The organism is Allokutzneria multivorans (genome assembly GCF_039537405.1).
Taxonomy (GTDB): domain Bacteria; phylum Actinomycetota; class Actinomycetes; order Mycobacteriales; family Pseudonocardiaceae; genus Allokutzneria; species Allokutzneria multivorans.
Window position 1 is genome coordinate 259,333 of record NZ_BAABAL010000012.1, and the last position, 23,168, is coordinate 282,500.

The 23,168-nt window shown below is 70.0% G+C and carries 20 protein-coding genes; 15 read left to right on the plus strand and 5 right to left on the minus strand.

Features of this window, described 5'->3' with window-relative positions; genetic code table 11:
- Positions 1 to 383: 383 nt before the first annotated feature.
- From ABD798_RS18005 to ABD798_RS18040, 8 genes are all read left to right on the plus strand, one after another.
- A complete protein-coding gene (locus ABD798_RS18005) occupies positions 384 to 2,927 on the plus strand; it encodes a DUF4132 domain-containing protein (protein ID WP_344876205.1) in 2,544 nt (847 codons plus the stop codon).
- 16 nt (positions 2,928 to 2,943) lie between these two features.
- The gene (locus tag ABD798_RS18010) at positions 2,944 to 4,032 is read left to right on the plus strand and encodes an ATP-binding protein (RefSeq protein ID WP_344876207.1); all 1,089 of its coding nucleotides are present in this window, start codon (positions 2,944 to 2,946) and stop codon (positions 4,030 to 4,032) included.
- Entirely contained in the window at positions 4,032 to 6,299 is a 2,268-nt protein-coding gene (locus ABD798_RS18015) for a DUF5682 family protein (RefSeq protein ID WP_344876209.1), read from the plus strand. The genes ABD798_RS18010 and ABD798_RS18015 overlap by 1 nt, the downstream gene beginning before the upstream one ends.
- Positions 6,296 to 7,408, plus strand: coding sequence for a VWA domain-containing protein (locus tag ABD798_RS18020; protein ID WP_344876211.1), 1,113 nt, complete (start codon positions 6,296 to 6,298; stop codon positions 7,406 to 7,408). The genes ABD798_RS18015 and ABD798_RS18020 overlap by 4 nt, the downstream gene beginning before the upstream one ends.
- The gene (locus ABD798_RS18025; RefSeq protein ID WP_344876213.1) at positions 7,408 to 9,333 is read left to right on the plus strand and encodes a hypothetical protein; all 1,926 of its coding nucleotides are present in this window, start codon (positions 7,408 to 7,410) and stop codon (positions 9,331 to 9,333) included. Before ABD798_RS18020 ends, ABD798_RS18025 begins: the two co-directional genes overlap by 1 nt.
- A 201-nt stretch (positions 9,334 to 9,534) precedes the next feature.
- Positions 9,535 to 9,990: a hypothetical protein gene (locus tag ABD798_RS18030; protein ID WP_344876215.1), complete on the plus strand. Its 456-nt coding sequence runs from the start codon at positions 9,535 to 9,537 to the stop codon at positions 9,988 to 9,990.
- Positions 9,983 to 11,158 (plus strand): M48 family metalloprotease, encoded by a 1,176-nt coding sequence (locus ABD798_RS18035; RefSeq protein ID WP_344876217.1) that lies wholly within the window; start codon positions 9,983 to 9,985, stop codon positions 11,156 to 11,158. Before ABD798_RS18030 ends, ABD798_RS18035 begins: the two co-directional genes overlap by 8 nt.
- A 123-nt stretch (positions 11,159 to 11,281) precedes the next feature.
- Positions 11,282 to 11,593: a hypothetical protein gene (locus ABD798_RS18040; RefSeq protein WP_344876219.1), complete on the plus strand. Its 312-nt coding sequence runs from the start codon at positions 11,282 to 11,284 to the stop codon at positions 11,591 to 11,593.
- A gap of 255 nt (positions 11,594 to 11,848) precedes the next feature.
- Here ABD798_RS18040 and ABD798_RS18045 read toward each other — a convergent pair whose 3' ends face one another.
- Entirely contained in the window at positions 11,849 to 12,241 is a 393-nt protein-coding gene (locus ABD798_RS18045; RefSeq protein ID WP_344876221.1) for a hypothetical protein, read from the minus strand.
- Between the two features lie 221 nt (positions 12,242 to 12,462).
- Between ABD798_RS18045 and ABD798_RS18050 the strand changes: the two genes are divergently transcribed.
- Both ABD798_RS18050 and ABD798_RS18055 read left to right on the plus strand, forming a co-directional pair.
- The gene (locus ABD798_RS18050; protein ID WP_344876223.1) at positions 12,463 to 13,083 is read left to right on the plus strand and encodes a nuclear transport factor 2 family protein; all 621 of its coding nucleotides are present in this window, start codon (positions 12,463 to 12,465) and stop codon (positions 13,081 to 13,083) included.
- Between the two features lie 3 nt (positions 13,084 to 13,086).
- The gene (locus ABD798_RS18055; protein ID WP_344876225.1) at positions 13,087 to 14,541 is read left to right on the plus strand and encodes an aldehyde dehydrogenase family protein; all 1,455 of its coding nucleotides are present in this window, start codon (positions 13,087 to 13,089) and stop codon (positions 14,539 to 14,541) included.
- On the opposite strand, the gene ABD798_RS18060 is transcribed toward ABD798_RS18055, so the two are convergent.
- Positions 14,528 to 15,601 carry a maleylacetate reductase gene (locus ABD798_RS18060; protein WP_344876227.1) on the minus strand — a complete coding sequence of 358 codons (1,074 nt, stop codon included), beginning with the start codon at positions 15,599 to 15,601 and terminating at the stop codon, positions 14,528 to 14,530. The genes ABD798_RS18055 and ABD798_RS18060 overlap by 14 nt on opposite strands.
- A 2-nt stretch (positions 15,602 to 15,603) precedes the next feature.
- On the minus strand, positions 15,604 to 16,479 hold the full coding sequence (locus tag ABD798_RS18065) for a dioxygenase family protein (protein ID WP_344876229.1): 876 nt from the start codon (positions 16,477 to 16,479) through the stop codon (positions 15,604 to 15,606).
- Between the two features lie 95 nt (positions 16,480 to 16,574).
- Here ABD798_RS18065 and ABD798_RS18070 point away from each other — a divergent pair, with 95 nt between their 5' ends.
- From ABD798_RS18070 to ABD798_RS18080, 3 genes are all read left to right on the plus strand, one after another.
- Complete coding sequence (locus tag ABD798_RS18070; RefSeq protein ID WP_344876231.1) at positions 16,575 to 17,171, plus strand: helix-turn-helix domain-containing protein; 597 nt, start codon at positions 16,575 to 16,577, stop codon at positions 17,169 to 17,171.
- Positions 17,172 to 17,236: 65 nt separating this feature from the next.
- Entirely contained in the window at positions 17,237 to 18,292 is a 1,056-nt protein-coding gene (locus ABD798_RS18075; RefSeq protein WP_344876233.1) for a threonine aldolase family protein, read from the plus strand.
- On the plus strand, positions 18,285 to 19,073 hold the full coding sequence (locus tag ABD798_RS18080) for a sulfite exporter TauE/SafE family protein (protein ID WP_344876235.1): 789 nt from the start codon (positions 18,285 to 18,287) through the stop codon (positions 19,071 to 19,073). The genes ABD798_RS18075 and ABD798_RS18080 overlap by 8 nt, the downstream gene beginning before the upstream one ends.
- On the opposite strand, the gene ABD798_RS18085 is transcribed toward ABD798_RS18080, so the two are convergent.
- Positions 19,074 to 20,570, minus strand: coding sequence for an immunity 49 family protein (locus ABD798_RS18085; RefSeq protein ID WP_344876237.1), 1,497 nt, complete (start codon positions 20,568 to 20,570; stop codon positions 19,074 to 19,076).
- Between the two features lie 214 nt (positions 20,571 to 20,784).
- On the opposite strand from ABD798_RS18085, the gene ABD798_RS18090 reads away from it, so the two are divergent.
- Together ABD798_RS18090 and ABD798_RS18095 are read left to right on the plus strand one after the other, a co-directional pair.
- Positions 20,785 to 22,278 (plus strand): FAD-binding oxidoreductase, encoded by a 1,494-nt coding sequence (locus ABD798_RS18090; protein WP_344876239.1) that lies wholly within the window; start codon positions 20,785 to 20,787, stop codon positions 22,276 to 22,278.
- Positions 22,279 to 22,300: 22 nt separating this feature from the next.
- Entirely contained in the window at positions 22,301 to 22,831 is a 531-nt protein-coding gene (locus ABD798_RS18095) for a DUF4240 domain-containing protein (protein WP_344876241.1), read from the plus strand.
- Here ABD798_RS18095 and ABD798_RS18100 read toward each other — a convergent pair.
- Complete coding sequence (locus ABD798_RS18100) at positions 22,807 to 23,121, minus strand: hypothetical protein (protein WP_344876243.1); 315 nt, start codon at positions 23,119 to 23,121, stop codon at positions 22,807 to 22,809. The genes ABD798_RS18095 and ABD798_RS18100 overlap by 25 nt on opposite strands.
- Positions 23,122 to 23,168: the final 47 nt, after the last annotated feature.

The window sequence follows — 23,168 nt, forward strand, 5'->3', positions numbered from 1 at the left end:
CAAGGGGTCGCAGGTTCAAATCCTGTCGTCCCGACGGTCGGAAGGCTCTTCGCAGGTCAGACACTGCGAAGAGCCTTCTTTTTTGATCTTGGCACGGACGTCGAGGCCGAGCACGCCGCTCGTCAAGCCCTTGACTCGCCAGACTTCCGATGCCGCTTCTCGATCTTGACAAGCTCACCGCCGACCTCGCCCACATCTGGGCGGGCTTCCTGCTGGGGTGGGACCGCAGCCTGCGCTCGGCGAACTACCCCGAGACCACCCGCTACAACTACCTGCTCGCCGCCGCACAGCTCGCTCGGTGCCTGCCTGAGCGAGAAGTCGATTCACGTGTGTGTTCCTGCTTTCCCCGGCGCTGTCGGACCCCCTCCGTATGGTCTTGCGACATGGATCAGCTCGGTACGGCGGCACGCCGCTGGGAGTTCGTCGGCGGCGGCTCGGAGAAGTTCTGGGAGCTCGAACGCGCGGGTGCCACGGTCACCGTGCGCTACGGCCGGATCGGGACCAACGGCCAGGTCAAGGCCAAGGAACTGGCCTCGGTCGAGGCCGCGCGCAGCCATGCCGAGAAGCTGATCGCCGAGAAGGAGCGCAAGGGCTACCGCGAGGCGGGTGAGCCCACCGCGCCCGAACCGAGGCCCGCTCCGGCGCCGGTGTCGACCGACGAGGAAACATTCGTCGTGCGGAGCCATGTCCTCACCGATCCGGCCCCGGAGCCCGCCGCGGCGGCCGCGCTCAGCACCGCGGCCGAGGCGCCGCCGCGGGTCGAGGACGCGCCGGAGGATTGCCTGCCGAGAGTGCTCGTCTCGCCACCGTGGACGGTCGAGCGCGAGCAGGCCGAGCCGATCGTGATCACCGGTCTCCAGCCGCCCGCCGAGCGGCACGTGGTGTGGGTCGACGACGAGCGGCAGCACTGGGAGAACTCGTCGCAGTACCAGCAGAACGGTGGCTGGGCGTTCTCCGCGCGCGAATTCCGGGAGGGCAGCGTGCCCCTGTGGGTGGCGATCCGGCTGTTCGCCTCCGCGCCGGAGGAGATCGCGCGACCGCTGCTCAAGGACTGGCGACCCACCGAGCACGAGGGCGGTAATAGCTTCACGGCCAGGATGATCGCGCGCTTCGAGCTGGACGCGTTGCCCTTGGTCCTCGTGTTGGCGAAGGCGCGACCGACCCACTGGGCCAGCTATCTGGCGCCCTACTTCGACAGCGAGATCGCGGCCTGCATGGCGGAGTGGCTCGTCCGGCTGAAGTCGTTGCGCACCACAGCGACCGCCTGGTTCGACCGGCATTCGGAGGCCGCCGCGCGCGCGTTGGTCCCCGCCGCGCTGGGCGCCGATGCGAAGCAACGCCAAGCCGCCGAGACCGCGCTCCAGCTGATCGCCAAGCGCGCCGGGAACTCGGTCGTGCTCGACGGCGCGCGCGAGTACGGCCCCGAGGCGGCGGAGGCGGTGCGGGCACTGCTCGCCGTCGATCCCCTCGACGTCCTCCCCGCCGAGATGCCGAAGCTGGCAGCGTGGGCCGACGCCGGACTGCTGCCGCAGTTGTTGTTGCGCGACCGCAGATCCGCTTTGTCGGCGGTGGCCGCGAACAGGGCGATCATGATGCTGGCGATCTCCAGGCCCGGCGACCTCTACCCGGGCGTCGCGGTGCTCAAGGAGATCTGCGACCCCACCTCGCTCGCGGAGTTCGGCTGGGCCCTGTTCGAGCACTGGCGCAGCGACGGCACCCCGCCGAAGCAGGCGTGGGCGCTGACCGTGCTCGGCGCGATCGGCGACGACGACACCGTGCGCAGGCTCAAGCCGCTGATCCTGGCCTGGCCGGGCGAGAGCGGGCACCACCGCGCGGTCGCGGGACTGGACGTGCTCGCCGAGATCGGCACCGACGCCGCGCTGACGCAGCTCAACGACGTCGCGCAGAAGGCGAAGTTCAAGGGCCTCAAGACCCGCGCCCAGGAGAAGATCGCCGAGGTCGCCGACCAGCTCGGCCTCAGCGCGGAGCAGTTGGCCGACCGGCTCGTCCCGGACTTCGGCCTCGACGCCGACGGCAGCATGACGCTGGACTACGGCCCGCGCGGCTTCGTCGTCGGCTTCGACGAGCAGCTCAAGCCCTTCGTCGCCGACTCGGACGGCAAGCGCCGCAAGGACCTGCCCAAGCCCGGCGCGAAGGACGACCAGAAGCTGGCCCCCTTGGCGCACAAGCGGTTCGCCGCGTTGAAGAAGGACGTGCGCACCACGGCCGCCGACCAGATCCGGCGACTCGAAGCCGCGATGGTGCGCGGACGGCGCTGGACCCTCGCGGAGTTCCAGGAGCTCTTCGTCGCGCACCCCTTGCTGTGGCACATCGCGCGCAGGCTGGTGTGGGCGAGCTACGACGGGGACCAGCTCGCCACCGCGTTCCGCCTCGCCGAGGACCGCACCTTCGCCGACGTCGGGGACGACGCGCTGGAGCTGGCCGGCACCGTCGAGATCGGCGTCGCGCACCCGCTGCACCTCGGCGACGCACTGCCCGCGTGGGCCGAGGTCTTCGCGGATTACGAGATCCTGCAACCCTTCCCGCAGCTCGGCCGGGCGGTCCACGCGTTCACCGCTGAGGAGCTCACCGCGAACGCGCTCAAGCGCTTCCACGACATCGCCGTGCCGACCGGCCGGATCGTCGGCCTGCAACGGCGCGGCTGGGAGCGCGCGATGCCGCAGGACAACGGGATCGAACCCTGGATCAGCCGCGCTGTCCCCGGCGGCGCGGTGGTGATCAACCTCGATCCGGGCATCACGGTGGGCATGCTGGAGATGTTCCCCGAACAGCGGATCGAGGACATCTGGGTCAACGACACCGCGGACGGGGCGTGGAGCAACCGGCGGGTTCGCGGCTTCGCGGAACTGGACCCGGTCACCGCCTCCGAGGTGCTCGCCGAGCTGACCGAACTCACCACCACCTGAACCGGAGACGGCACCCTTGCACGCGGAAACCCTGCAACGACCACCGGCGGAGATCCGCCACGCCGACGAGCTGGCGCGGCTGCGCGAGGCCGACACCGCGCCGCGACCACCGGGCTGGGCGCTGAGCCTGCAAGCCGCCCGGCGCTTCGTGGTAGGCGACGAGCGGGCCGGGATCACCCGCAAGTTCGTCGGTGACCCGTCGCTGATCGACCGCGCCCTGGTCACCCTCGCCACCAGCCGCGGTCTGATGCTGGTCGGCGAGCCCGGCACGGCGAAGTCGCTGCTCTCGGAGCTGATCGCGGCGGCGGTCTGCGGCGAGTCCACGCTGACCGTGCAGGGCGGCGCGGCCACCACCGAGGACCAGGTCAAGTACTCCTGGAACTACGCGTTGCTGCTCGCCGAGGGTCCGTCGGCGCGTTCGCTGGTGCCGGCGCCGATGCTGCGCGGCATGGCGGAGGGCAAGGTGGTCCGCTTCGAGGAGATCACCCGCTGCCCGCTGGAAGTGCAGGACTCGCTGCTGTCCCTGCTCTCCGAACGCGTCGTGGCGATCCCGGAGCTGCCCGGCCCGGACGGGATGGTCTTCGCCCGCGAGGGCTTCACCGTGATCGCCACGGCCAACACCCGCGACCGCGGCGTCAACGAGATGAGCGCGGCCCTCAAGCGCCGCTTCAACTTCGAGACGGTCTTCCCGATCGCCGACTTCGACACCGAGCTGGAGCTGGTCCAGCGCGAGGCGACGAGCCTGCTGCACCGCTCCGGTGTGGCGGTCGCTCCGCGCCTCGACGTGCTGGAGGTGCTGGTCTCCACCTTCCGCGAGCTGCGCACCGGCACCACCGAGAGCGGCCAGTCGATGGACCGCCTCAGCACGGTGATGAGCACCGCCGAGGCCGTCTCGGTGGCGCACGCGGTGGGCTTGCGCGGGTGGTACCTGCGCGGGGAGGCGGGTACTCCGGCCGACATCGTGGAGTGCCTGGCGGGTACGGCGGCGAAGGACAGCGGTGAGGACTTGGCGCGGCTGCGCCGATACCTCGAACAGCAGGTGCCCCGGCGCAGTGGGAAGCAGTGGCGGGCGCTGCACGAGGCGCGCCACCTGCTGCCGGGCTGATGGCGGTCACCTGGCTCGGCGTCCGCCACCACAGCCCGGCCTGCGCGCGGCTGGTCGCCGAGACCATCGACGCCCTTCGACCGGCGTACGTGCTCGTCGAGGGCCCGGTCGACGTCAACGACCGGCTCGGTGAGCTGCTGCTGCCGCACACCCTGCCGGTGGCGGTGTTCAGCTACCACCGCGGTGGCGGGCGTTCGCACCTGTCGTGGACGCCGTTCTGCGAGTACTCGCCGGAGTGGGTGGCGCTCACCGCCGGTCGCGCGGCGGGGGCGGAGGTCCGCTTCATCGACCTCCCGGCCTGGCACAGCGCGCTGGCCGACCGCAGCAACCGCTACGCCGACGCCGAACAGCGCTACACCGACGTGGTGGCAAGGCTCTGCGAGAGCTTCGGGGTGGACAACGTCGACACCCTGTGGGATCACCTGGTCGAGGCGGAACCCGGCGCGGGCCTCGCTGAACGCCTCGCGACCTACTTCGACCTCCTGCGCGGTGAATCCGCGGCCGACGAGGCCGACGCGGCACGCGAGGAGTACATGGCGCGGTGGGTGCGCGCGGCCATGGCCGAGGCCGGAGATCGACCGATCGTTGTCGTCAGCGGCGGATTCCACCGCCCCGCGCTGCGCACACTGTCCACACAGGACAGTGATGGGACCGGTTGGCCGGAGGTCCCGCGCCCGCAGGACGGCGCGATCGCGGACAGCTACCTGGTGCCCTACTCGTTCAAGCGGCTCGACGCCTTCGACGGCTACCAGTCGGGCATGCCCTCGCCGGAGTACTACCAGCAGCTGTGGGAAAGCGGCCTCGAAGGCGCGGCCGACGCGCTCGTGCAGGCGGTCGTTTCCCGCCTGCGCCACCGCAAACAGGCTGTCTCCACCGCCGACCTCGTCGCCGCGCGAGCGCTCACCGAAGGACTCGCGCGGCTGCGCGGACACCAGCACCCCGCACGCACGGACGTCCTGGACGGCCTGGTCAGCGCCCTGGTCTCCGACGCGCTGGACCGACCGCTGCCGTGGACGCGACGTGGTCCGCTCGCGCCGGGAGCGCATCCCGTCGTCGTGGAGATGGTCGCCGCGTTCAGCGGGAACCGCGTCGGCCGCCTGCACCCGGGCACGCCGACCCCGCCGCTGGTGCACGAGGTCACCGCCGAGTTGGAGCGCCTCGGTCTCGACCGCGACGGCCAGTTCGACCTCGACCTGACCAAGGACCGCGACCTGGTCAGGAGCCGCGCGCTGCACTGCCTTCGCGCTCTGGGCGTCCCCGGCCTTACCCGCGACTCGGGCCCGCTGACCGGCGCGGACCCGGTGTTGCGCGAGCGTTGGACGAGCACGCCGTCCGACCTGAGACTGCCCGCGCTGATCGAGGCGGCCGTCTACGGGGCCACTCTCGCCGACGCGGCCACGGCGGTGTTGGACGAGCGCTTCGCCGACGCCGAGTCCGACATCGGCCTGCTCGCGGGAGTGCTCTTCGACGCCGTGCTCTGCGGCATCACCGAGCTGTCCGAGCGGGTCATCGTCACCGTCGCCGAGGTCATCGCCGGGTCGAGCGACCTGGCCGCGCTGGGCGAAGTCCTCGCGACGACGCTCGGCCTCTGGCGGCACGACCGGCTCTTCGGCACGGCGAGGAGCCCGGTGCTGGGCGCGGTGATCACCGCCTCGGTGACCCGCGTGCTGTGGCTGGCCGAAGCGGTGCGCGGTGGTCCTGCGCCCGCGAACCCGGCCAGGCTCAGGGCGTTGGCGGCGACCAGGGACGCGTTGTTGCACGCCGACACCGCCCTCGGCCTGGACCGCGCGGCGGCGCTCGCGGTCGCGACGCGGGTCGGTGCGGACACCGAGACACCGCCGGATCTGCGCGGAGCCGCTTACGGGCTGAGCTGGTCCCTCGGCGCGCAGGGCGATCCAGCCCGCGCGGTGCTGGGCATGGCCGGGCCGAAGACGCTCGGCGACTGGCTGGCCGGGCTCTTCGCGCTGGCGAGGGATGAGGTGCTGGCCGACGAGAACGGCGTGCTGGCCGTGCTCGACCGGCTCGTCACCGAGATGACTGAGCAGGACTTCTTGCTGTCGCTGCCCGCGCTGCGCGCGGCTTTCGAGTTCTTCCCGCCCCGCGAGCGCGAGACGATCGCCCGCGGCCTGCTCGACCGAAGGGGGATGCGCGGTTCGGCGCGATCCCTGTTGCGCACCAACCTTGATCCGCTCGTGCTCGCCGAAGCCGCCGCGCTGGAGGAGCAGGTCGGCGCGGTGCTCGCCAGGGAAGGACTGGAGATCAGATGACCGCGCCGGACCCGGGCCTGCAACGCTGGCGGCTCATCCTCGGCGAGCAGGCCGAGGCGTGCACGGGCGCACCGCAGGGCGACGCGCTGGCGCGTGATGCCGCCCTGGAATGGCTCTACGGTCGCGATCCCGAGCGCGCGAAGCGCGACGTGCGGGCCGGCTCCGGGCCCTCGCGGCTGACGACATTCGACTGGCTCGACGACATTCACCGCCTGTTCCCGAAGGAGACGATCGAGCGGCTGGAGCGCGATGCCGTCGAGCGCTTCGAGATCCTGGAGGTCGTCACCGATCCGGCGGTGCTGGAGCGCGTCGAGCCCAACGCGACGTTGCTCCGCGCCGTGCTGCGCACCAAGCACCTGATGAACCCGCAGGTCCTCGCGCTGGCACGGCGGATCGTCGCGGCGGTGGTCGAGGAGCTGACCCGCCGCCTCGCCAAGGACGTGCGCCGGAGCTTCACCGGCGTCCGCTCGCGCAGGCCGAGCTCGTTCCGCCGCGCCGCCGATCTCGACTTCCACGGCACCATCCGGGCCAATCTCGTTCACTACCAACCGGATCAGCGCCGCTTGTACATCGAACGGCCCCGCTTCACCTCGCGCACCCGGCGGCACATCGACCAGTGGCAGCTCGTCCTGGTGGTCGACCAGTCCGGCTCGATGGCCGGATCGGTGATCCACTCGGCGATCACCGCGGCCTGCTTGTGGGGGCTGCCGGGGCTCCGGACCCACCTCGTCGCCTTCGACACCGCCGTGGTCGACCTGACCGCCGAGGTGAGCGACCCGGTGGAGCTGCTGATGAAGGTGCAGCTCGGCGGCGGCACCGACATCGCGAAGGCGGTCGGCTACGCAGCGAGCGTGGTGGTCGATCCGCGCCGGGCGATCGTCGCGGTGATCACCGACTTCTACGAGAACGGTGACGAGGACCGCCTGGTCGCGACCGTGCGCGAGCTGGTGCAGCAGGGCACCCGGGTGCTCGGCCTCGCCGCGCTGGACGAGGAGGCGAACCCGGACTACGACCGCACCCTCGCGCAGCGGCTGGCTGACGCCGGAGCGCACGTCGGCGCGATGACGCCGGGGCAGCTCGCGACCTTCGTCGCGGAGAGGATGGGCTGATGACGCGGGCGGACCTGCTGGCGCTGACCCCGGAAGCCCTTGCGGCGCTTGCCAACCGCGGCCTGGTCAAGCGCGCCGCCAAGGAACTCGACACCGGGGTCACCCCCGCCCTTACCGTCGCCGACGACGGCACCGTGCTCGGTGGTTTCCCCGACGGCGCCCGCGTTACCTTGACCATCCACAGTGGACTGGAAGCCTCGTCGTGCAGCTGTTCGGCACCCGGTGTGTGCCGTCACAGCATCGGTGTCGTCCTCGCGTACCAAAGACAGTTCGAGTCCGCTCCGAAATTCACGCCGTGGTCGCCAGGGGATCTCGACGACGACCTCCTCACCGAACACTTCGGTGCCAGGACGCTGGCGGCGGCCCGCCGCCTGCACCGCTGCGGCTACCCGGCCCGAGTCCGCAGGCCGACCGCCACCGATCCGGTCGCCTCGGTGGAGCTGCCTTCCTGCACCGTGCGCTTCCTGGTGCCGGGCGAGATCGGCCTCGCGCACACTGACGCCACCGCGGCCAAGCGCGACGAGCTGATCGCCCTCGCGGTCTGGGCGTTCCGCGCCGCCGACGAACGCGGACTGGGCGACGACGCACAGCTGGACGTCGGCGGTGTCGCGGACACGCACACGCACACGACCGACATGGACCTGGTGACCGAACTCGTCCACGACCTAGTGTTGGACGGTGCGATGCACGCCAGCTCGGTGCTCGACGCGGCGTTGGCGCGCGCCGCGCACGACCTCCGCGCGCGAGCGCTGCACTGGCCGGCCGCAGCGGTGGAGGACCTCCTCGACCAGCTCGGCGCGTATCGCTCGCGCAGCGCCCGCTACCGCCCGGAGCACTTCGCGGACCTGCTGACCGAGCTGCACGCGCGGCGGCTCGCGGTCACCAACGGCGGCGCGAGCCCGCGCTCTCGCGTGCTCGGCACCGACGAAGCCGCCGAGACCGCGCTGCGCCGCGTGCGCCTCACCAGTCTCGGCTGCCGCATCGGCGGCACGACCGACGAGCGCACGGCGGAGGTCTTCCTCGCGTCGGGGCACTCCGGCACGATCCTGGTGCTGCGCAAGCGATGGGAGCTGACCGAGGACGAGGACCTGACCGGCGCCGACCTCGCTGGTCGCCGCGTCGCCGGTTCGACCCTGAGCGCACTGGCCACGGCCAACCTCGTGTCCGAGTCCGCATCGCGCAGTCCCGGCCGGGTCGTCCGCATCGCCTCGAACCGCGTCGCCAAGACCACGATCACCCCGCTCGGCACGGCTTGGGAGCACCTGCCCGACACCGTGCTCGTCCGCGAACTCGCCGCGCTGAACGCGGAGCTGGCAGACCTGCCGCCGAGGCTGGTCCGCCCCCGGGTCGCGGCGGAACTCCTCCGCGTCGTGCAGGTCTGCGAGGTCCGCTCGATCTCCTACAGCCCTGGAGACCAGCGCGTCGACGCGGTGATCGCCGACGCGCACGGCACGACGGCGAGGGTGTCCGCGCGGCACCGCTCCGCCTGCCCGGCAGCGCTCGACGCACTGGTCGAAGCGCTGAGCAGCGGCCCCAGGCTGATCAGCGCCGTACTGCGCCGCAGCGGCGGCGGCCTGGTGCTCGATCCCCTCGCGGTGATGACCGACGACGGCGTGATCGTCCCCGACCTCGCCACGCGCCCCGCCACCCCGCTGCGTTCGGCGGAGCAACGCCGACCGGACCCGCTCACCGACGCGCTCGACACCGCGCTGACCGCCTGCGCCGAGCTCGCCCACCGCGGTCTCCGGCACGCACCGCCCGGCCTGCGCACCCGCATCGAGCGCGCCGCCGCCGGGCTGAGAAGGGTCGGCCTCCACATCGCCGCAGGTCAGCTCGCTGATTTGTCCGCGTCGCTCGGCCGCGACGACCCCGCCCCGTTCCTCACCGCGTACCTGCGCCTGACCACCACGGCGGAGAGGCGGTGAATCCTCGTACCGTTAGACAGGGCAGCCCGGCCATCTGGCTGGCCGTCCTCGGCCTGTCCGCGACGGTTCTCACCGCACGGCTGTTCGCACGCACAGCCCGCACATGACGAGGACAGCGGACGCGCTCCTCCGATCAGGTGGCCTCGTGGTCGTGCCGGATGGACGCTGGCATCCTGACTGTGGACCTTGATCGTTGTCACGGTGGGGGGCAGAGCGGTGTCGCAGGTCGTCGTGCTTGATGCTTCGGAAGAGCCGACCGCTCGCAGGCTGGCCGCTGAACACGGCGTCGAGGTGGAGCTGGTCCCGCGCCGGGGCATCGAGCCAGTGGCCACGGTGACCCTCGTGCTGGTGGGCGCGGCGACAGCGGTCGGCATGGTCTTGCGCGTTCTCGAACAGCGCAAGGGCGGCCAGATGATCGACCTGCGTCCCGGTGCGCCGAAAGCGTTCTACCGCACCCGGGATCTGGTGCACGGCATGGTCGTGATCATCGCCGCGGACGGGACGGTGACCCTCGACGTCAAAGAGCCCGAGGGCATGTTCGGCAAGGTGATCTCAACGCTGCCGCAGTTGCTCTCCGGCAACAGCAGTGCGGACGAGGTCGCGAAGACGGTGACCGACACCTTCAGCTCCGATGTCCAGATCGAAAAGCATGAGTAGTCCTCATGACAACGCTGAGCGGTTCTTCGCCCAGCTGCGCGCACTGACGACCGTGCGATCACCCCGGCTCGACGAGTCAGCCCGAGACGCGTTGTTCGACCACGTCACGCGCATGATCTACTCCGCTGACGTCCTCGACGACCCGCGAGCGCGAGCGCTGATCGCCGAAGAGTTCCGTGCTGTGGAGCTCGACTGGGACAGCGTGATGACCCGCACGCTGAAGAGGCTCCAGGATCAGATCGAGCGGACGGCGATCGCCCGGGTCGACGGAGTCGACCTCGGTGCTCGACGTCCGGTGATCGGTCACCTCCACACCGGGCAACTCAACGCCACGAGCATGCGTGTCCCGGGTGACGCCGGTGGCTACCTGGTGTTGTTCGAGGATCAGATGACCCTGTTCGCCTCGTTGATCAGCGACGCCGTGGGGTCCGTGATCCCCAGCGGTCGCATGGATGCCGGTGGCCTGTTCACCTACCGGCTCGACCGGTCCGAACTGGCCGACCGAGCACTGGCTGACACGAGCATGATCGCGAACTTCATGTCGATCATCGCGACCTACGCTGCCGAGGGCAGGTTCAACAGCATCAAGGCCACCGCGCTCACCTCGAACGTCGGACTGATGCTCCAGCTGTCCCTGATGACCTTCGTGATCGCGCACGAGTACGCCCACGTCATCCACGGCCACCTCGACGCACCGGCGACACCCAAGGGGGTTCTGCACGGCACGGACGCCGAGACACTGGCCTATTCCTGGCGCCAGGAGATCCAGGCCGACCACACCGGGATGATCCTCGCCGTCCACGCCGGTATCGAGCACGCGAAGCGCGACATCGCCTCAAGTTTCCTCGGGATCTGCCTGTTCTTCGACGTGCTCGACCTCATGGACCGAGCCGTTTCCCTGTTGGAGACCGGCGACGAGGAGGCCCGCAAACTCGGCTCGCACCCACCACCGCACGTCCGCAAAGAGCTGCTTCGCGGACAAATGTCGCGCACCTTCGGGACCGCACGCGGAGTACCCGAGAGGGTGGCCATCGCGCTTGAGTCGGCCAACGTCCAAAGCGCGCTCATCAACGCGATGTGGGAGCCCACTCGGGGATTCTTGCTGGATCTGCGGAGCCAGGGCGTGCGCCCGGCACGCATGTGGCGGACGGTCCCCAAGAACGGGTAGAGCCGGCGGGCAGGCGCGCGTTGTGGACGATGCCGCGACCACACCAGCGATTTCACGCACAGCGCAACAAGCGCCCTCTCTGCCAGGATCGGTAGGATTTGGCATTGATCGGGAGGAAGAACCATGCGTGGATTCACGCGTCTGCTGGCCGTCGCCGCGGTCGCGGTCGGAGTCGTGAGCGCACCGGGCACGGCCGTCGCCGGCGACATGTCGATCCAGGCGCCCCCACCGGGGTGCAAGGGATGGCACGACGGCTCCACCTACGCCGAAGCGACGTGCTCGGAGTACAAGACCTACCGGGTCAAGGTCACCCACTGCCAGATCCAGTGCAACACGAAGTACGGCTACACCACCAACCGCGGCCTGCCATCGAGGCTCGAACTGCCGCCCGGCGGCAGCATCACCGACCTGGGCGTGGACATCATCGAGTCCTGACACTGACGCGAGGAGCTGCTCGACCGGACGCGCTGCCGGCCGAGCAGCTCCACCGCAACGGCGCACGCCGAGCGCTCGTCGGTCACGGTGTCGCCGGGGGTTGGGGTGTCTTCAAGACCACCAAACCCCCTTGTTGATCATCGTTAACCGACGCAAGCCCGGTGGCCTCGCGAGGTTTGCCGTCGTTGACGACGGCGGGGGTGGGGGTTGGGCGGTCTTGAAGACCGGCAAACCTGATGACCTACCGGACAGGCCCTAGCTGCGGGTCGCGTAGCTGCTGCAGGCCTCCTGGCCGCTCACCCTGCCGCAGACCCGGAACGTTCCTTTGCTCCCCCAGGTGTTGGTGTCGACGCTCGTCCGGCCCGTCGGCACGTGAGCGCGGCTCACCACGCTTCCCCACGAGTTCTCGGTCCACACCTCGTCGCCGCCCGCGCCGTACTCCAGGTGCCCGTGCCAGTTCCAGTCGCCAGCGGGTGTCCGCAGTGCCCAGAGGTTGAGCTTCCGCCCCCGGAGCCCCACCGATGCCGCGAGTTCCGGCACCTGCTGGACGCTCTCCCCTGCCGGTGCGGCATGTGCCGGAGAGCCCAACGCGAGCAGTGGCGCGATCAGCGCGCTCGCGAGTACTCCGGCCAGGGTCCGCTTCTTCATCGTTTCCCCTTTGCTGTGAAGGCTTTTCCAGTCTCTCCCGGGGTTGTGGATCACCGTGTCCGGCTGTCAGGGGACCGTCGCGTCCACCGGCAGGTGGACCCGCGCCGCCCTCGTTCGTGCCGTGAATCGGAGTGTTAAGTATTACTTGACAGCCGATGGGCGGGCGAGCAGGGTGAGTCCGGTCGGAGCCGCACGGAGCCGACTTGACGGGGAGACGGACGATGGTGAGCGATGCGGCGCGGGACATCCGCGAGCTGATCGAGAACTGGGTGCTGTGGCGCGATTCGGGTGACTGGGACCGCTTCGCCACGGTGTGGCACGACGACGGGCGCATGGAAGCGACCTGGTTTCGGGGCAGTGCAACGGAATTCATCGCAGCGAACCGGCGCGGGTGGGAGCGCGGGGTCACCATCCTGCACTCGCTGGGCGGCAGCTCGATCGACGTCGAGGGCTCCCGCGCGATCAGCCAGACCAAGATGCAGATCCACCAACGCGCGGTGGTGCACGACGTCGGTTGCGACGTGGTGTGCACGGGGCGCTTCTACGACTTCTTCGAGTGCCGCGAAGGGCGCTGGGGGCTGGTCTGGCGGCAGCCGATCTACGAGAAGGATCGCATCGACGCCGTCGATCCCGGCGCCACGCTGGAGCTGGACCAAGAGCTGCTCGGCCGGTTTCCCGAGGGCTACCGCCACCTCGCGTACCTGCAAACCCTGCTGGGCCACGAGGTGGCGCCGACGATGCCGGGTCTGAGGGGACCCGAGGTCGACCAGCTCTACGCGCGGGGTCGCGCCTGGTTGGCGGGCAACGACGGCCACCCCTCCGAGCTGCCGGAAGGAAGCTGAGCCATGCTCACGAAAACAGCGCTGAACTGGATCGACGGGCAGTGGGTCGACACGAGCGACCACCGCGACAGCACCGACCCGGCCACCGGCGAGAAGATCGGCACCTGGGCCTGCGCCGACGCGGCCACCACGGCCACGGCGGTCGACGCGGCGGTGCGGGCCTTCGCGGACACGCCGTGGAAGGACGACCGGCGGCTGCGGTCCAGGGTCCTCAATGCCTTGGCGGACAACGTCGAACGCCATCGCGACGAGCTGGTCGAAGCTCTGATGCGGGAGAACGGCAAGGTGCGCGCCGAAGCCGCGTTCGAGGTCGGCATGGTCCCGCCGAAGCTGCGGTTCTGGGCGGCGGCGATCCACACGGAGTACGGGCGCGCGGCCGAGGTCAGGCCCGGACAGCTGTCGCTGGTGCTCCGCGAGCCCATCGGGGTCGTCGGCGTGATCACCCCGTTCAACTCGCCGGTGATCCTCGCCGTGCGCTCGCTGGCCCCGGCGCTCGCGGCGGGCAACACCGTGGTGATCAAGTTCCCCGAGCAGACCGCGCTGCTGAACGCCGTGTTCATGCGCGTGCTCGCGGACATCGCCGAACTGCCCGCCGGAGTGGTCAACGCGGTCACCACCGACCGCGAAGGCGGGAACGTGCTCGTCGAGTCCCCCGACGTGCCGGTGCTCAGCTTCACCGGCAGCACCGCGACCGGCCGGGCGATCGCGGCCACCGCGGCGAAGCACCTCAAGCGGGTGGGCCTGGAGCTGGGCGGCAAGACGCCGATGATCGTCTTCGACGGCGCGGACCTGGAAGCCGCGGCGCCGGTGCTGGAGAAGGCGATCACGACCTTCGCCGGGCAGTTCTGCATGGCGGGCAGCAGGTTGCTCGTGCAGCGCGGCGCCGCGCAGGAGCTGCGCGAGCTCCTCGCCGACCGGCTGGCCGCCGTCACGGTCGGTCCCGCCGCCGACCCGGCCAGCGATATGGGCCCCTTGATCGACAAGGCCGATGTCGAGCGCGTGGACCGGATGGTGCGGGACGCCATCGCCGAGGGCGCCGTGCCGGTCGTTCGCGGCGGGCCGGTCACCGAGGGACCGCTGAGCGCGGGCGCCTTCTACCGGCCGACGCTGCTGGAGATCTCCTCGCCCTCAGCGGAGATCGTGCGGCGCGAGGTCTTCGGCCCCGTGCTGACGCTCCAGGTCTTCGACACCGAGGCGGAAGCCGTCGCGCTGGCCAACGACTCCGACTACGGCCTCGCCGCCAGCGTCTGGTCGCGGGACGCCCACCAGCCGCTGCGGGTGGCCCGCGAGCTCAAGGCCGGAACCGTGTGGATCAACAACTGGGCCGTGGTGCTGGACGAGTTCGAAGAGGGCGGCTACAAGCAGAGCGGCCAAGGCAGGCTCAACGGCCTCGCCGCCCTCGACGACTTCACCGAGTACAAGCACATCTCGTTCGTCACCGGCGTCATCGACCGATGACACGTCCGTCGTAAGCGGCGTTGAGCAACGCCATGAGATCGGCCGCGTCGACGGGGCGCGGGTTGCTGTACGGAACGTTGACGGCCTGTTCGACGACCTCGGACAGGCCGTCGCGGCGAGCACCCAACTCCGCCAACGAGATCGGAGCGCCGAGCCGGGTCGCGAAGGCCTGGAGCGCACGGGGTGCGTCGCGCTCCTCAACCTGAAGCGCGGATGCCATCGCCCGCACGGCGTTGGGCCCGTGCTGCGCGTTGAAAGCAAGGACATGCGGCAGCACGACCGTGTGCGTCGAGGCGTGCGGCAGGTCGAGCGTTCCTCCGAGGCTGTGGCACAGCTTGTGGTGCAGGCCCATCGTGGTGGCGTTGAGACAGATGCCTGCCAGCCACGCGCCGTAGAGGGCGTCGCCGCGTGCCCCATGATCCGTCGGCTTGGCCGCGATGACGGGCAGAGAACGCACGAGGGCGCGGATGCTCTCCTCAGCCAGCAGCGCGACGATTGGCGTGCCGTCCGGCGCGTAGAGCGCTTCGACGGCGTGCGCGATCGCGTTGATCCCACTGGTCACGCTCATCGGCGTTGGCAGGGACAAGGTCAGCTCGGGGTCGTAGACAACCGTGCGCGGCGCCACGATCGGATCTCTGCCGGTGCGCTTGAGACCGCTGTCGGTCAGCCCCCAGATCGTGGTCATCTCCGAACCGGCGTAGGTGGTCGGGACGGCGATGTAGGGCAGCCCCGCGCGCAGCGCCAAAGCCTTGGCCAGGCCGATGGTGGAGCCACCGCCGACGGCCACGCACGCTTGCACTCCGCGTTCGGTGGCGAGTTCCACGACGTCGTCGACCACGTCGACGGGGACGTGCATCCGCGCCTCGGTGAACACCCCGACCACGCGATCGGCCAGGCGCTGTGCGATCTCGGCGTGCTCGGGCGCGGCCAGGAACAGCACCCGCGTGAACTCCAGGCGATCGAGTTCTTCAGCCAGCGGACCGAGCCGTGCCGACCCGAAGCCGAAGACAACGCGCGGGGATTCCAGGGAGTGCACGAACTCCGGGTAGGGGAAGCGCATCGTCACAGCTCCTCGTCCACGGGCTCCAGGACGACGTCGAACCTGGCGTACCGGAACGGGGCGGTGACGCCGTGGCGGGCGGCCTCGGCCGGGTCGTCGACGGTCGCGAAGTCGATGACCAGGTCGCGCTTGACCGCGAACACCGTGTCGGAGTCGATGTACGCGCTGTCGGCGACGAACGCGTGAGTGGTCACCGAGTGGTGTCCCTCGGCTTCGACGATGAAGTGCACGTGCGCGGGCCGGAAGGGGTGCCGTCCGCCCGCTGCCAGCAGCTCGCCGACCGGGCCGTCGACGGGGAGCGGGTAAGCACAGGGAAGGACCGTGCGGAACCAGAAGCGGCCTTCGTCGTCGGAGGTGAACAGGCCGCGGCCGTTGCCCTCGGGCTGGGTCGCCGGTTGCTGGACGTCGTAGAAGCCCTTGTCGTCGGCCTGCCACACGTCCACGGTGCTCGCCGGCAGCGGATTTCCCGCCGTGTCGGTGATCCGGCCCTCGATGACGCAGGGCGTGCCGCCGCCGACGAGGTCGATCGTGTCGCCGAGTTCGCGCTGCGGGCTGGTGACCATGTGGAACGGGCCGAGCACGGTCGCCGGGGTGGCGCCGGTGGTCAGGTGCTCCGACTCCAGCGTCTCCACCAGCATCGTCACGCCGAGCACGTCGGAGAGCAGGATGAACTCCTGGCGGGTGCCGGTGCAGGTCCAGCCGGTGCGGGTGAGGTAGTCGATCGCCTTCTCCCACTCGGCCATGCTCGGGCGGACCTCGCGGACGAAGGCGTGCAGGTGCCGGGTCAGGGCTTGCAGCACCTCGCGGGCGCGGGGGTCCGGGGCGGCATCGAAGCTGGCGCTGACGATGTCGGCCGACTTCTCGGCGGTGAAGTCCATTGCGGGTTTCCTTCGTCGGGGAGGGCGCGGGCGGTTCAGGGTGCCGAGCCGACTCCAGCCTGTCAAGCAGCGCTTAACACCGGTACCGTCAGGGCGTGCCCGACGCATCGTCACCGCCATCGCCGGTCCCCGCAGGAGAGACGCTCGGCGAGCGGCTGCGCTCGACGCGCCTCGCGGCCGGGCTGGGCGTGCGCGAACTGGGCCGACGGGTCGGGGTCAGCGGCAGCATGATCAGCCAGATCGAGAAGGGGGTCAGCCGCCCGTCGGTCAGCACCCTGTACGCGATCACCAACGAGCTCGGCGTGACCCTGGACGGCCTGTTCACCACCGATCCGGTGCCGGGGGAAGCGCCCGAGCCCGTGGTGGTGCGGCGCGACGGCGAGCAGGCGGTCATGCCGCTGGGCAAGGGCGTGACCTACGTGCTCCTCGGCGTCGACCACGAGCGCGCGCTCCGCTTCCTCCGGATCTTCTTCGAGGTGGGCGGGGAATCGGGCGGGTCGGAGGCCTTCATGCGGCACGGCGGCAGCGAGTACGGCTACGTGCAGGCCGGACGGATCGGGGTCACCGTCGGCACCGAGACCCACGAACTCCGGCCAGGGGACACGATCACGCTGAACCCCCAGCTCCCCCATCGCATCTTCAACCTCGGCGACACCTCCGCCGAGCTGTTCTGGGTGTTCGTCGAGCGGTGATCACCGGCGTCAGCCCACGCCGAAATCGCTTGCTGCTCCCGGGAATCGGCAAAACACTGGCGCGAGTGGATCTCCGAAGCGACACGCTGAGCCTGCTGAGCCCCGGGATGCGCAAGGCCATGGCGGAGGCCGAGGTCGGCGACGACGTCTGGGGCGGGGACCCGACGACACGGCGGCTGGAGCGCTGGTGCGCCGAGTTGTTCGGGAAGGAAGCGGCGCTGTTCACCACGAGCGGCACGCTCAGCAACCAGCTCGCCCTGCGCGTGCACACCCGCCCCGGCGACGAGGTCATCACGGACACGAAGTACCACGTCAACTTCTACGAGAGCGCGGCCAGCGCGGGCCTCGCCGGGGTCGCACTGAACACAGTGGACAGTGCCGACGGTGTCCTCACCCCGGAGCTGGTGGAGTTCGCGTTGCGGCGCAAGGCACGCAAGCCGTTGTACGCCGCGCCGAAGCTGGTCTGCGTGGAGAACACGGTCAACTTCCACAGTGGACGGGTGGTCCCGCACGACAGCTTGCGCGCGTTGCGGCAGCACACCCTCGGCGCTGGGCTGGCCACTCATCTCGACGGAGCGCGGCTGGCCAACGCGAGCGTCGCCGCCGGGGTGTCGCTGGCCGAGTTCGCCGACACCGCCGACACGGTCTCGATGTGCTTCGCGAAGGGGCTCGCGGCCCCGTTCGGCAGCATCCTGGTGGGCCCGGCGGAGCTCATCGAGCGGGCCACCGTCCACCGCTCGGCGTACGGCGGGGGCCTGCACCAGTCAGGGGTGTTGGCGGCGGCCGCCTTGTACGGGCTCCAGCACAACGTCGAACGCCTCGCCGAGGACCACCACAACGCGCGGTTGCTGGGCGAACTGCTCAGTCAGCACCCGGCGTTCGGAGTCGAGCTCGACTCGGTGCAGACGAACGTCCTCGTGGTGGACGTGTCGGGGATTGGCTTGCCAGCCAGCACGTTCGTGCGCGCGGCCGCCGAAGACGGGGTGCTGCTCGCGGAGCGGACCCCGACCAGCGTCCGGGCGATGACCCGGCTGGGGATCGACGAGGCGGCGATCCGCACTGCGGCGGAGCGGCTGCTGGCGCTGGCGGATCGAGTGAAGGGACCCGTCGCCGTTGCCTGATCTGGCAGCACTGGACTTCGGCGGCGTCTCGTGGGTCGGCGTGCTCTTCCTGTGCGCGGCGGCGTTGCTGGCGGGCACGGTCGACGCGATCGTCGGGGGCGGAGGCCTGCTCCAGTTGCCCGCGCTGCTCCTGGTCATGCCGGGCGGCGACGTCATCCACTCCATCGCCACCAGCAAGGTCGTCGGGACCGTTGGCGCGGCGGCCACCGGCTTCACCTACTCGCGGACGACGCCGATGGACTGGGGCACCGTCGTGCGCATGTCGTCGGCGGGCTTCCTCGCCGCGATGGCCGGTGCCGCCTGCGCGTCAGCGATGCCCGCCGGCGCGCTCAACGTCGTCGTGCTGGTCGCCCTCCTGGTCGTCGTCGGCCACACCCTGCGCAACCCCGATCTGGGGGTTGCCGAGCGGGCGCACGGCGCTCGGACGTGGGTGACCGTGCTCGGCGGCGCGGCCATCGGGTTCTGGAACGGGCTCGGCGCGCCAGGAACCGGCTCGTTCCTGGTCTTCCTGCTGGTGGGCGTCGCCGGTCACTCGTTCCTCGGCGCGTCCGCGATCGCCAAGGTCGTGAACGTCGCCACCAGCGTCGGCGCGCTGATCTTCTTCATCCCGGCGGGCACCGTGCTCTGGGGGCTGGGCATCGCGATGGCGGCCTGCAACGTCATCGGCGGTGTCGTGGGCACCCTGATCGCCGTGCGCAAGGGTGCGAGCTTCATCCGCCGGATCTTCCTCGGGGTGGCGCTCGCGCTGATCGCCACCGTCGGCGTCAAGCTGCTCGGGTGATCACCTCGGCGCACCTTCACCGATCCGGCCGCCGTTGAGCAAGGTCAGCGGCAGGTACGAGGAGCGCACGGTGACGCTGAGCCAGCCCGACTCCAGCGCCCGGCTGGCCAGCGCGAGCGGTGCGAGGGCGAAGAAACCTTCCGGCTGCTTGGCCCGCTCCTCCGTCCGCGTCCAGTACTTCCGGTGCCGCTCCAACGCCCGCGCCAGCGCTTCGGTGAAGCCCGTCTGGTAATCGTCGGTGATCTGGTAGAAGAGATCGGCGGTCGGGTAGAGCAGGTCGTCGTCCTGCGGCATCGCCTCCAGCGACCGCGTGGACATGCTGTACCCGCCGTACCAGTACCCGTGCAGCACGTTGATCCACTCGTGGACGGCGTCGTCGTGCTCCGTGCCGGACGAGCGCCGCAGCTCCTCCGGAACCCGCACGAGGTCGTTCACGCGGTCGCGATCACGGCAGATCATGCTGAGGTACATGGCTTTCAGCCACGTGTCCGCGTTCGTGTGCGGCGTTGCCCCGGTCGGCGGGAGCAGCACGCTGCCGTCCCGCAGGCGGACGGAGGTCTCGCTGGTCCTCATCGCCCGCACGAAGATGCCGTGGTAGGCCTGCATGGCCAGCGTGAGGCTGTCCCACGTGTAGAACCAGGACCCCTTCTCATCGTTGATGAGGTGAAAACCTGTCTCCTGCAAGGCTTTCGGCCCGATGACGTGGAGCTGACCCGGGTCCTGCTCGATCAGCTCGTTGAGCTCCGCGGTCAGCGCGTCGCCTTCGCGGTCGGCGACGGTCGCATCGGCCTCGTGCCGGTCGACGAGGTGCCACGTCCGCCGCACGGCAGCCAACCGTGGCACCGGGACTTCGTTGCGCCACTTGCGTTCGACGATGTTCTTCGGCAGCCGCTCGGACTCCACCCCGATCGGGAAACCGGAGTCGAACGCCGCGCACGCGACGGCCAGCGGCCCGAGCGCCACGCCGCCCTCGTGCAGCTCCAGCGCTCGCGCCAGCGCTTCGGCGAACAACCCCGACTGGCTGCCGAGGAACCACGACAGGGCCTTGATCGCCGGGTCTTCGGACTTCTTGCCGTCGGCTCGCCGCTCGCGCAGGTAGGACTGCATCGCCGCGACTTCGGGATTGCCCTTGATCTGGTTGTTCATCAAGGTTTCCAGCACGGTGGACTCCCGGCAGAGCATGCCGAGGTAGCAGGTCGTGAGCCAGTTCTCCGCGTTCGCGATCTCCTTGGTCGCCCCGGCCGCCAGGCTGAGTTCGTGCCCGCCGACCTCCACCGTGACGTCTTCCTTGGCGATGGCCGCCGCGAAGATCGCGTAGCCCGCCCGCAGCGCCGTGGTGGCCGCCTGCCAGGTCGCGGCTTCCTCGGCCTGAGGATCGACCCGCAAGCGGTGCCCCAGCAGCTCCACCGAGGTCCGCAGGACCGCTTCCAGCTGAAGCGGTTCGCTTTCGACCCGCTTCAGCAGACCGTCGAGGTCGAACGACTGCGAGCTGTCCATGTGCTCCCCGTGCTCCCCATCTCGGAATACGTCAGTCGCGGAGTCTAATGGCCGAGCACTGCGGCGGCAAAAATTCCATCGGACACGTGTCGCACATTCCCGGAGAAGATTCAGGCCTACGTGAATCGCATCTCGGAGAGATCTCGCCATTGATAAGCTCAATTAAAACGTAAAACTTTCAACAACATCTTCTTCGCACTCCAGAGGAGCAAGCATGCCCCCACGCCGTCGAAGGCCGCTCGCTCACGGCATGGCGGCGTTGGGCGGCCTCGCCGTCGGCGGCCTCGTCGCCACGGCGGCCCAGCGGTGGCTCGGCGCGGGGAACGCGGCACCGGATTCCCCGCCGTCGGAGTTCCTCAACGACGCGAGCACCCTCAACCCCACCCGGGTGCGCGGCGTCGTCTTCGCCTCGTCCTCCCCGGAGTCGACCGCCGACGCGCTGAGGCCGTTGCTCCGCAGGGTCGCGGGCGGAGACGATCCGGCACTCGCGGTGTCGGGCGTGCGCCACTCCATGGGCGGCCAGAGCCTGCACGCCGACGGCTGGGTCGTTGACGCGCAGCCGCTGAAGGGCGTGGTGGTGGACACCGAGAACAGCGTAATGCGCGTTGGCGCGGGCACGACGTGGCGCGAGGTGATCCCCGTGCTCAACGAACTCGGCCTGGCGCCTCACGTGATGCAGTCCAACCACGACTTCACCATCGGCGGCTCGCTCAGCGTGAACTGCCACGGCTTGCACGCGAACACCGCGCCGATCAGCGGGACGGTGCGGCGCTTGCGGCTGCTCACGGCCAATGGCGACATCGTGACGTGCGGCCCCACCGAGAACTCCGACCTCTTCCGCCACGTGCTCGGGGGATACGGGTTGTTCGGCGTCGTCTTGGAGGCCGATCTCGGCGTCGTGCCCAACGCGCTGCACGAACGGCGTTTCACGACCACGCGGACGGAGGACTACTGCGACGTCTTCACCGAGCACGTGTGTGCGCCGGGAACCGATGCGGAAATGGCGTACGGACGACTCTCCGTCGACCCCGGAAATCTGCTCGAAGAAGCGGTCATAACCACCCTTTCTCCCGTTCCTGGCACGCGAGGGACCGTGCTCCCCCTGGGTGCGCCCAGTGTTCCCAAGCTGTCGAGGGCGATCTTTCGGAACTCGGTCGACAATGAGTTCGGCAAGAAGCTGCGGTGGTGGCTGGAGCGTGACGTCGTGCCGCTCACGACGGGTCACATCAGCCGGAACGACCTGTTCAACGAACCCGCCAGGCTCTTCGCCAACGCCAAGAGCTCGAAGACCGACATCCTGCACGAGTACTTCATTCCGCGAGTCCGGCTGGCGGAGTTCACGCGGGCCGCGCGCGGCATCATCAAGCGCACGGGGGCGGACCTGCTCAACGCGACCGTGCGGGACGTGCGTCGAGACGAGCGCAGCGCGCTGGCCTACGCCCAACAGGACGTGTTCGGACTCGTCATGCTGTTCGACCAGGACCGCTCGTCCACGGGCGAGCGCGACATGCGGAGGATGACCGAATCCCTGATCGAGGCGGCCATCGCCGTCGGCGGCAGCTTCTACCTCCCGTACCGGCTGCACGCCACGCTCGACCAGCTCGTCAAGGCCTACCCCATGTGGGAGTCGTTCGTCGAGACGAAGTTCCGGCACGATCCGCACGGAGTCTTCCGCAACGGCCTCCTCGACACCTACGCGCAGGACTGACCCGGCTGGCACGCTGTCGCCCGTGGACGTTCACCAGTTCTGGCAGCTGATCGACGACGCCAGGGGCCGGGCGGGCGATCCGGAGGACGGGGAGGCGGTCTCGGCCGTCGCCAGCGCACTGCTCTCGGCCCGGCCCCGCGCCGAGATCGTTGCCGCCCAACAGGTTCTGCGAGACCTGATGGCCGACTCCTACGGCGCTCCACTGCTGGCCGCCGCGCGCGTGATCAACGGTGGCACCTCCGACGACGGCTTCGAGTACTTCCGCGGGTGGCTGATCACGCGGGGCCGCGAGGTGTTCGAGCGAGCGGTTGCCGACCCCGACACGTTGGCCGAACTCCCCGCCGTCCGCGCTGCGGCGGACGACGGGGAGGAGAGGGAGTGCGAGGCCGCGCTGGGCATCGCCGTGGACGCGTACTTCGCGGCGACCGGGGAGTGGATTCCCGCTGGCGCCTTCACCATCCGGTACCCGGAGCTCGACGGCTCGGAGCACCGGCTGCCGCGTCTGGAAGCACTCTTCGAGGACCGAGATCAGGCCCAGACGGTGCAGTGGTAACGCCCGCCGCCAACGTTCACGCAGGCGCGCCACGCCGTGCCCGCGCGATCGAACGAGTCGGTCGAGCCGTTGCGCATGCCGATCGGACCGTCCCACCCGCTGCCGTCCCGGCGATACCGGTCGAGGTGGACGAGCCGGTTCAGACTGTCCTTGCCCTGCATCTTGTTGCCGTAGGCGTAGTGGTGGAGGCTGACGGTCCCACCGCTGCTGGGTTCCGCCGTGCAGGTTCTGTTGCCGTAGTGGTCGGTCGAGCACCCCTCAGCGAACGCGGCGGGTGTCGCGACGGCCATCCCCGCCACAGTTGCCACTCCGACAAGTAACGCGGAAACCTTCGTAC

Bases quoted from the DNA above. Each gene is read 5' to 3' on its own strand.
- ABD798_RS18025 (WP_344876213.1), top strand. From the start codon at position 7,408: ATGACGCGGGCGGACCTGCTGGCGCTGACCCCGGAAGCCCTTGCGGCG.
- ABD798_RS18020 (WP_344876211.1), top strand. From the start codon at position 6,296: ATGACCGCGCCGGACCCGGGCCTGCAACGCTGGCGGCTCATCCTCGGC.
- ABD798_RS18055 (WP_344876225.1), top strand. From the start codon at position 13,087: ATGCTCACGAAAACAGCGCTGAACTGGATCGACGGGCAGTGGGTCGAC.
- ABD798_RS18015 (WP_344876209.1), top strand. From the start codon at position 4,032: ATGGCGGTCACCTGGCTCGGCGTCCGCCACCACAGCCCGGCCTGCGCG.
- ABD798_RS18060 (WP_344876227.1), bottom strand. From the start codon at position 15,601: ATGCGCTTCCCCTACCCGGAGTTCGTGCACTCCCTGGAATCCCCGCGC.
- ABD798_RS18045 (WP_344876221.1), bottom strand. From the start codon at position 12,241: ATGAAGAAGCGGACCCTGGCCGGAGTACTCGCGAGCGCGCTGATCGCG.
- ABD798_RS18100 (WP_344876243.1), bottom strand. From the start codon at position 23,121: ATGGCCGTCGCGACACCCGCCGCGTTCGCTGAGGGGTGCTCGACCGAC.
- ABD798_RS18005 (WP_344876205.1), top strand. From the start codon at position 384: ATGGATCAGCTCGGTACGGCGGCACGCCGCTGGGAGTTCGTCGGCGGC.
- ABD798_RS18065 (WP_344876229.1), bottom strand. From the start codon at position 16,479: ATGGACTTCACCGCCGAGAAGTCGGCCGACATCGTCAGCGCCAGCTTC.
- ABD798_RS18040 (WP_344876219.1), top strand. From the start codon at position 11,282: ATGCGTGGATTCACGCGTCTGCTGGCCGTCGCCGCGGTCGCGGTCGGA.
- ABD798_RS18050 (WP_344876223.1), top strand. From the start codon at position 12,463: ATGGTGAGCGATGCGGCGCGGGACATCCGCGAGCTGATCGAGAACTGG.
- ABD798_RS18085 (WP_344876237.1), bottom strand. From the start codon at position 20,570: ATGGACAGCTCGCAGTCGTTCGACCTCGACGGTCTGCTGAAGCGGGTC.
- ABD798_RS18090 (WP_344876239.1), top strand. From the start codon at position 20,785: ATGCCCCCACGCCGTCGAAGGCCGCTCGCTCACGGCATGGCGGCGTTG.
- ABD798_RS18035 (WP_344876217.1), top strand. From the start codon at position 9,983: ATGAGTAGTCCTCATGACAACGCTGAGCGGTTCTTCGCCCAGCTGCGC.